Here is a 7543-nt window from a genome sequence, read left to right on the forward strand (position 1 = left end):
TGGCGTTGATGGCGTTGGGTCGGCTTGTTTCGGCAGTGCTGTGTGCGGCGATGCTCGCGGGGCCGGTTTCGGCTGCGCGGCTCGAACTGCAGATGGGCGCCGTCGCGCATGACGATAGCGCGGCTTTCCATCCCGGTCGGTGGAGCAGGCCGCAGGCGATCGTGATGCGCGTCACGACCAGCGCGACGCCTTCCACGGTCGAAGACGCCGACGATCGTCAAAAGCTTACCGGCTATGCGCTGACCGGGGACGTGCCGTTGGGCGAGGGTTGGCGGATGACCGCAGGCTTCCGCGAGGATGGCAATCGCCAGGTGCTGCGATCGGCCTTCGGGGAAGAGGTTTCCACCCAACAATATGCGCCGATGATGGCGGTGGGCTATGGTGCCGAGGCGGCACCCGGCCTGACGATCGGCGGTGACGTGGGCATGGTTCGGCAAGGGCGGAGCGGCCGGATCTCGGACGGCTCTACCCTGCTCAGCACACCTTTGGACATGGCCGCATCGACGCGCGCACGCGACGAGGGATACCGGCCGATGCTGACCTTCTCAGCCGGCTATCGTTTTTAGGCGGACGGCCCGGTAAAGACGATCAGCGCCGCATTGATCGTCAGCCACAGCAGCACCAGCGACGCGACCATGAAGATGCCGAAGCGCATCATCACTGCGTTGACGGTCGCCTGCACCAGGCTGTGCGCGACGCGCAGCGCGACATAGGCCCACGCCAGCAGAGCATTCAGACCACCGCCCGCACCGAGTATCGCGAGCGTGATCGCGACCGCGTAGAAGATCGTCGGTTGCTCGTGCAAATGGTTGTAATTGTCGGCCTTCCAGCGCACCTCGGGCGGGAAACGATCGACGAACTCGCTGCCGGGGCGCTTCGGATCATAGGTCAGCTTGAGCCGCGTCATCGCGGGGATGCGGGTGGCATAGAGCCACGCCCACATCACGAAGGTCCACAGCACCAGCGCGATCACCGCGCGCAGGATCGGGGTGTGCATCGTCTATTCTCCTCCCTCGTCATCCCGGCGAAAGCTGGGATCCCTCGAGAGTAGCGTATCGGCCCTCTCCTGAGATCCCAGCTTTCGCGGGAATGACGGATTTAGAGAAGCTGGGATTTCACAAAGCTGTCGAGCCGCACCAGCCCGGTCACCAGTGCCTCGAACTCATCGAGCGGCACCGCGTTGGGGCCGTCGGACTTGGCGTTGGCGGGGTCGGGGTGCGTTTCCATGAACAGGCCCGCAATTCCCACCCCCACCGCCGCGCGGGCCAGGACCGGCACGAATTCGCGCTGGCCTCCGCTGGTCGTGCCCTGGCCGCCGGGAAGCTGGACCGAATGGGTCGCGTCGAACATCACCGGGCATCCGGTCTCGCGCATGATCGCAAGCCCGCGCATGTCGGAAACGAGATTGTTATAGCCGAAGCTTGCGCCGCGATCGCACACCATCAACTGCGGATCGGGCAGGCCCGCCGCCGCCGCTGCCTCGCGACCCTTCGCGATGACGTGCTTCATGTCGCCGGGTGCCATGAACTGGCCCTTCTTGACGTTGACCGGTTTGCCGCAGGTCGCGATCGCTTCGATCAGATCGGTCTGGCGCGCGAGGAAGGCGGGGGTCTGGAGCATGTCGACCACCTCGGCCACCGGCTTCACCTGATGCGGTTCGTGAACGTCGGTGAGGACTGGCATTTCGAGCTCAGCGCGCACCTTGGCGAGAATGCGCAGCCCCTCTTCCAGTCCCGGCCCGCGAAAGGAGGAGCCGGCGCTGCGGTTCGCCTTGTCGAACGAGCTCTTGTACACGATCAGGACGCCCAACCGTTCGCCGATGGCCTTCAGCCGCTCGGCCGTCGTCATCGCCATCGTTTCGCTCTCGATCACGCAGGGCCCGGCGATCAGGAAAATGGGGTGGTCGAGGCCGATCTGGCGGCCGGCAAAGGGGAAGGATGCGTTCATGCCTCCGCCTAGCCTTGGCGCGATCGCAAAAGCAATGTCGCTTGCGTGTGATGTGCCGGGAGCCGCATAATCCGTACCGAACAGTTCGCTGAAAAGGGCGAGCAGACGAGGATGGTTGGCAATGGCATATGATCTGGTGATCCGGGGCGGGACGATCGTGGACGGTACGGGCGGTGAGCCCTTCGTCGGCGACGTCGCAATCGAAGGCGGCCGCATCGCCGCGGTCGGCACGGTCGACGGATCGGGCAAGCGCGAGATCGACGCCGCTGGCAAGCTCGTTACCCCCGGCTTCGTCGACATCCATACCCATTATGACGGGCAGGCGATCTGGTCCGATCGGATGAGCCCATCGTCGAGCCACGGCGTCACCACGGTCGTGATGGGCAATTGCGGCGTCGGCTTCGCGCCGTGCCGTGCGGAGGATCATGACGCGCTGATCGACGTGATGGAGGGTGTGGAGGACATCCCCGGCGCGGTGATGGCCGCCGGCCTGCCGTGGGATTGGGAGACTTTCCCCGAATATCTCGACGCGCTCGATAGCCGGAAGCGCGACATCGACGTCGCCGCCTTCCTGCCGCACAGCCCGCTGCGCGTCTATGTGATGGGCCAGCGCGGTGTGGAGCGCGAGCCTTCGACGACCGAGGACCGCGCGAAGATGCGGGCCATCGCCAAGGAAGCGGTGGAGGCGGGGGCACTCGGCTTCGCCTCGTCGCGCCTCATCATGCACAAGACCGGCAAGGGCGAAGCGATCCCGAGCTTCGGCGTCGCCGAGGACGAGATTGCGGCGATCGCCGACGGGCTCAACGATGCAGGCGGTGGCCTGCTCCAGTTCGTGCCCGACGTCCCGCGCGAGGGCTATGCGAAGATCCTCGGCCCCATCTTCGGCATCGCCGAGGACAAGAAGCTGCCGATCACCTTCACGTTGGGGGTCGGCAATTCCGGGCCGCAATTGTGGCCGCAGGCTGTCGAGATGGTCGAGAAGAGCAATGCGGCGGGCGGGCACGTCACCGCGCAGATCTATCCGCGCCCCATCGGGCTGGTGATCGGGCTCGAGCTGACCGCCAACCCGTTCGTTCTGTGCCCGAGCTATCAGGCGATCGCGCACCTGCCGCTGGCCGAGCGCGTCGCTGAGATGAAGAAGCCTGAGGTCAAGGCGCGGATCATCTCGGAAGAGCCGGGGCAGGGGCATCCGCTGACCGAAAAGGCGCGCAACTGGGAATGGATCTTCCCGTTCGGCAAGGATGCCGATTACGAGCCGGGGCGTGAGAACAGCATCCTCGCCCGCGCCAAGGCACGCGGCGCCTCACCCGAGGATGAGGCCTATGATCGCCTGCTCGACGATGACGGGCACGCGATGATGATGCTGGCGATGGGCAATTTCCACAACAACTCGCTCGATCTGGTCGGCGAACTGATGCACCGCAAGGATATGGTGCTGGGCCTGGGTGATGGCGGCGCGCATTACGGAATGGTGTGCGACGCGAGCTACCCCACGTTCATGCTCCAGCACTGGACCCGCGACCGCGAAGGCGCGCAGATCGGCATCGCCGAGGCGGTGAAGGCGTTGGCTGCAAAGCCCGCCAAGGTCGCCGGCCTGCTCGACCGCGGCCTCATCAAGCCCGGTTACAAGGCCGATCTCAACGTGATCGATCATGCGGCGGTGAAGCTCCACGTTCCCACGATCATCCAGGATCTGCCCGGCGGCGGGCGGCGGCTCAATCAGACGGCGGACGGCTTTGCCGCGACGATCGTCGCGGGACAGGTGATCGCCGAAAACGGGAAGCCCACCGCTGCGCTTCCGGGTCGGCTGGTGCGCGGGCGGCAGGCCGAGCCGGCCTGATCGCTCAGCGCAGCCGCGCTAGATTGACGTTGAGTTGAATGCTGAGCGCATGGGCCATCTGGGCCTGTGCGCCGAAGCGTGCGAACCGATATTGGTTGAGATAGGCGACGTCGGCGTTCACTCGCTTCACGATGGGCAGGTTGATGCCGACCGCGTTGCGCATCCGCTCGAAACCACGCCGCTGGCCCCACTTGGTGTCGTTGGCCAGATAGAAGGTCTCGTGCATCACGAACGCGCTAAGGCCGCGGTCGTTCAGCTTTTGGTTGATGCGGACGAGGGGGCGGATGCGGAAGCCGATCTCGTTCCCGCGCGGATTGATGCGGTCGTCGATGCGGAACCGAACCATCACCGGCCCCCAGGTGCCGATGATGTGCTGACGAAAGCGATCTTCGTCCGAAGCCCGATTGCCGTTATAGGCGTTGACGTGGCGGTAGCCGCCGCCCAGTTCGACATGCTGAGACAGCCGGTATCGGAAAAGGATGCCGACCTCGGTCTCGTAAAGGCCGCTCTGGCGATCACCGACGCGGCCGATCTGCTCCAGCGTCATTCGAAACCGGTCAGTGACAGGGATCGTGCTGTTGATCTGCAACCATAGCTGTTCGTCCTCCAGCCGTGCCCAACTCGGTGACGCGACCAGGAGCAGCGGGGCGAACAGGATGAGACGCTGACGGAGAGACACGCGGCGCTTCTAGGGATTCGTCACGAAATTACCATCATGTCGACGCTGGCGCCGGGTGGACGAAATGTGCGCAAGTGCATCGAAGCTTAATCCCTCTTCGGCCAAGTCTTTGGTCGAGGGGGATCATAATGATAACAGGGGTATTGGGGGCGGTTGTCCTGACGGGCGGAGCCTTGCTCGACGATTGTCGGGCAAAAGGCAGTCGCCGCGAGCGATGCGAAGCCTATGTCCACGGCGTGATCGATGCGACGACGACGCTCGCCCAGTCCGCTGGCGGAAATCTGCTCTGCATTCCCACAAGCGCGACGATGGATCAGATCGTCGGGTCCGTCGCTGGCTTCATCGCAAGCGCGCCGGCGGAGCGGCACATGACCGCATCAAGCCTGTCGATCTATGCGCTGCAACGCGCTTATCCCTGCCCGGAATAACGCGATTCTGCCGATTTCTGGAAAGTTTCCGGTGGCTCCCTGAGTAGGATTCGAACCTACGGCCATTCGATTAACAGTCGAAGGGAAAGCCTTATTTTTCAACGCTGCTTCTTACATATTCCCCTTGTGTTCACGGACGCTACGTCAATGGCTTAGCGCCTTTGTCAGAACGGCAGACCGGCCGAGGCCTTGACCGACTCGGAAACGATGTTCCATGTTTGTTCTCATCGAAGCCAAGGAGGCTCCATGAGCAGCAACGGTCTTATCCCGAACGTCGAGCCGATCAGCGACGACCTTCGGCCGGTCTATAATTACGACCTGATCGAGAATTATCAGGGTGAAGGGTACGCGATTTTTCGCGCCCGCGGCCTCTATGCTTTCGGCCGGCGAATCGACGACATTTTCTATGAGGTGACCGGCACCGACCGGATTCCGCTCGACTGGAAGCCGGAGATCTTCGCGCCGATCGAGGAGAAGGATGTCGGATCGTACTTCTTCGGCCTGTGATGCCGCGCAGGTCTTCAGCCACGCGCCGTGCGGAGCCGAGCGAGGCGCCCACGAAGCCGAAACCGCCGACGCACTATCGGATCGTCACGTTCCGCCGCCCGCGCACGCCGTGGCGCCCCAGCCGCGACGAGGCGCTTGAAGATGCGAAACGCCTCGGCCTGGCTTCCTACGACCCCAGCCGGCGCGAGCATTATCTCGCGGTGCCCGTGGCGATCGACACCTTCACCGGCTTCAAGCCGCCAGCCGATTGAGAACAGCCATGCACCTGCCCGACGACTCCCCGCCGCCTGCGCCGCAGCGGCGGCCATCCACCCTCTTCGAGATGCTGATGGGCATGACCCCCGAGGAATGGGATGCGATCGCAGCCGTCGAGCGCGAAGCGGGCGATGAGTGACCGCTGCCGCATATGCACAACGAACAACCTTGACGGGCTGGCGGCAGAGATAGCTGAGCGGATGTGGGTGTACGCGGCGAAAGGAACCGCCGAGGACGCGCCTTTCGAAAAAGCTGGCGCTTACTGGGACATCACGTTCCGCCAATATGCGCGGGCGTTCATTGACGTCGTCAGATCCAGTCATGGATGAGGCGATCGCCGTCCTCGAGGCGGCGCTGGCACGGAGCGACAAGGGAAGGCAGGATGGCCCCGACGTTCGCCTGGCGCTGCGCGTATTAAGACTATGTGGCATCCCGGCAGATGCGCTTCGCTATTTCTGGGAGTCCTGCCAAGGCGAGCATGAAATAGGCCGATGGCAAAATATGAACGCCGCCCTCAATGGCATCAGGGGCCTATCCCGCCAGCCGAAGGGATGACGATGACCGGAGAAGCTCAAAGTGAATGGAAGATCGAGCCGGCACTTGGCAGGCGTGACTGGTGGGCCGCCGGATATATCTATCGCGGTATCCCTGGCACGCATCAGGGGCAGTTCGTGCCAGTCTATCATGCGCCTAATGTTGGCGGAGCTGGGGCATATGTCGATGCGATGAAAGAGGGATGTTCGCGCGCCGAGGCCAAGGACCGCGCGATGGGGTGGTCGTGACCCTCGATGGATCATGTTTGGCTATGGAAGAATTGCCGACACGAACAATGCGCCAGCCCCTGCTGTTATGCCGGCGATCAGCCACAGCAAAGCAAAAGTCAGATCGAGATCGGGGATGATCGGCGGCTCTCCGACGCCCGATATCTCAGCTGGCAAATACCAACGCGATCCATCGGACTGTTCGGCTGCAAGATAATCAGACACGATGGCACGCGCTTCCTTCTGACTTGCGCCCCGCTCAAGTCGCACCCGAACAGTCTGCCCTGGCCTGACGGGCACAACGAAAAATTTGTCGTGAGCTCGCTGAGCTCTCCATGTTGAAAGCCCACGAGCATCCAGCTGATGCGTGGCGACCGCCTGCCACAGCGCATACGACGCCATCATGACGCAAAAGACGGCGTTGATAAGAAAAGCGCGAGCTATTTTCTGCCGACCACCTTTTCGGTCCCGATCGCTTAACGACGTCGCCAATGTCGCGGTTTGGCGTGATCCCATGTGTAATCCCCTTTTTTGGAGGACGTCACCGGAAGCGCTCTGCCGTAATTGCGGGTATGAAAAGCGGCTCGTCTTGGAGGATAGGCGAGGCTCCGGCTGTCCTTCCCGGGAGATGCCGAAGCCTCGCTTTCATCTACGCAAGTCTTTGTGGCGAGGTCATGACGCTCCCTCTGCGGTAATTGTCGCGCGTCCTCAGGGAGTCATGTCATTGAGGCGGGGGCGGCGTAACGTTGGAGACCGGCACGCCGCTCCCAATCTCGCAAGCTAACAGCTGACACTTTGATGGCCGTCGGCCAGCATCGAGCTTACGGTGGTCATCAATGTGCGTCCGCCCTGATTACGCACCGTAAGGCGTCGCTCATTATAATGATCCTGGGCAGATGAGTGCGAACGAAGCGCTTGATGACGATCGCTCGCGGATGAAGGATCGCAACATGCGCGATCCGCTCGATCCACGGCCCAAATGGGTGTTCCGCATCGAGATCGCGATTATCGGCGCCATGATGGCGGCGGGCGTGATCGGCTCAATCGCCTACCTCGCCCGCCTCCTGTTCTGATCAGGCCGCCAGGGCGAACCCGTCGTTGTCGTTCGCCGCGCCCGGCCGCATCG

The 7543-nt window shown here is 63.1% G+C and carries 13 protein-coding genes; 9 read left to right on the forward strand and 4 right to left on the reverse strand.

The window, feature by feature from the left end; all coding sequences use genetic code 11:
* The first annotated feature begins 8 nt into the window (after positions 1-8).
* On the forward strand, positions 9-566 hold the full coding sequence (locus FYJ91_RS11040; RefSeq protein ID WP_149522268.1) for a hypothetical protein: 558 nt from the start codon (positions 9-11) through the stop codon (positions 564-566).
* Here FYJ91_RS11040 and FYJ91_RS11045 read toward each other — a convergent pair.
* Both FYJ91_RS11045 and kdsA read right to left on the reverse strand, forming a co-directional pair.
* Complete coding sequence (locus FYJ91_RS11045; protein WP_149522269.1) at positions 563-997, reverse strand: MAPEG family protein; 435 nt, start codon at positions 995-997, stop codon at positions 563-565. The genes FYJ91_RS11040 and FYJ91_RS11045 overlap by 4 nt on opposite strands.
* 101 nt (positions 998-1098) lie before the next feature.
* Positions 1099-1947, reverse strand: coding sequence for a 3-deoxy-8-phosphooctulonate synthase (gene kdsA, locus FYJ91_RS11050; protein ID WP_149522270.1), 849 nt, complete (start codon positions 1945-1947; stop codon positions 1099-1101).
* A gap of 121 nt (positions 1948-2068) precedes the next feature.
* On the opposite strand from kdsA, the gene FYJ91_RS11055 reads away from it, so the two are divergent.
* Positions 2069-3787, forward strand: a complete 1719-nt coding sequence (locus FYJ91_RS11055) for an N-acyl-D-amino-acid deacylase family protein (RefSeq protein ID WP_149522271.1) — start codon at positions 2069-2071, stop codon at positions 3785-3787.
* Positions 3788-3791: 4 nt separating this feature from the next.
* Here the strand turns inward: FYJ91_RS11055 and FYJ91_RS11060 are convergent, their stop codons facing one another.
* On the reverse strand, positions 3792-4466 hold the full coding sequence (locus tag FYJ91_RS11060; RefSeq protein ID WP_246152566.1) for a DUF2490 domain-containing protein: 675 nt from the start codon (positions 4464-4466) through the stop codon (positions 3792-3794).
* A 143-nt stretch (positions 4467-4609) separates the two neighbouring features.
* On the opposite strand from FYJ91_RS11060, the gene FYJ91_RS11065 reads away from it, so the two are divergent.
* The 6 genes from FYJ91_RS11065 (at position 4610) to FYJ91_RS11085 (ending at position 6438) form a co-directional block, all read left to right on the forward strand.
* Positions 4610-4894: a Rap1a/Tai family immunity protein gene (locus FYJ91_RS11065; RefSeq protein WP_181008456.1), complete on the forward strand. Its 285-nt coding sequence runs from the start codon at positions 4610-4612 to the stop codon at positions 4892-4894.
* 246 nt (positions 4895-5140) lie between these two features.
* The gene (locus FYJ91_RS11070; RefSeq protein WP_149522273.1) at positions 5141-5401 is read left to right on the forward strand and encodes a hypothetical protein; all 261 of its coding nucleotides are present in this window, start codon (positions 5141-5143) and stop codon (positions 5399-5401) included.
* Positions 5401-5652 (forward strand): hypothetical protein, encoded by a 252-nt coding sequence (locus tag FYJ91_RS11075; RefSeq protein ID WP_149522274.1) that lies wholly within the window; start codon positions 5401-5403, stop codon positions 5650-5652. Before FYJ91_RS11070 ends, FYJ91_RS11075 begins: the two co-directional genes overlap by 1 nt.
* Positions 5653-5660: 8 nt before the next feature.
* Entirely contained in the window at positions 5661-5795 is a 135-nt protein-coding gene (locus FYJ91_RS21005; RefSeq protein ID WP_281290594.1) for a hypothetical protein, read from the forward strand.
* A gap of 182 nt (positions 5796-5977) precedes the next feature.
* Positions 5978-6211 carry a hypothetical protein gene (locus FYJ91_RS11080; protein WP_149522275.1) on the forward strand — a complete coding sequence of 78 codons (234 nt, stop codon included), beginning with the start codon at positions 5978-5980 and terminating at the stop codon, positions 6209-6211.
* Positions 6212-6213: 2 nt separating this feature from the next.
* Entirely contained in the window at positions 6214-6438 is a 225-nt protein-coding gene (locus tag FYJ91_RS11085) for a hypothetical protein (protein ID WP_149522276.1), read from the forward strand.
* Between the two features lie 21 nt (positions 6439-6459).
* On the opposite strand, the gene FYJ91_RS11090 is transcribed toward FYJ91_RS11085, so the two are convergent.
* On the reverse strand, positions 6460-6933 hold the full coding sequence (locus FYJ91_RS11090) for a hypothetical protein (protein WP_149522277.1): 474 nt from the start codon (positions 6931-6933) through the stop codon (positions 6460-6462).
* A 380-nt stretch (positions 6934-7313) separates the two neighbouring features.
* On the opposite strand from FYJ91_RS11090, the gene FYJ91_RS20605 reads away from it, so the two are divergent.
* On the forward strand, positions 7314-7490 hold the full coding sequence (locus FYJ91_RS20605; protein WP_181008457.1) for a hypothetical protein: 177 nt from the start codon (positions 7314-7316) through the stop codon (positions 7488-7490).
* The last annotated feature ends 53 nt before the right edge of the window (positions 7491-7543 follow it).

The organism is Sphingomonas montanisoli, from assembly GCF_008274695.1.
Classification (GTDB): Bacteria; Pseudomonadota; Alphaproteobacteria; order Sphingomonadales; family Sphingomonadaceae; genus Rhizorhabdus; species Rhizorhabdus montanisoli.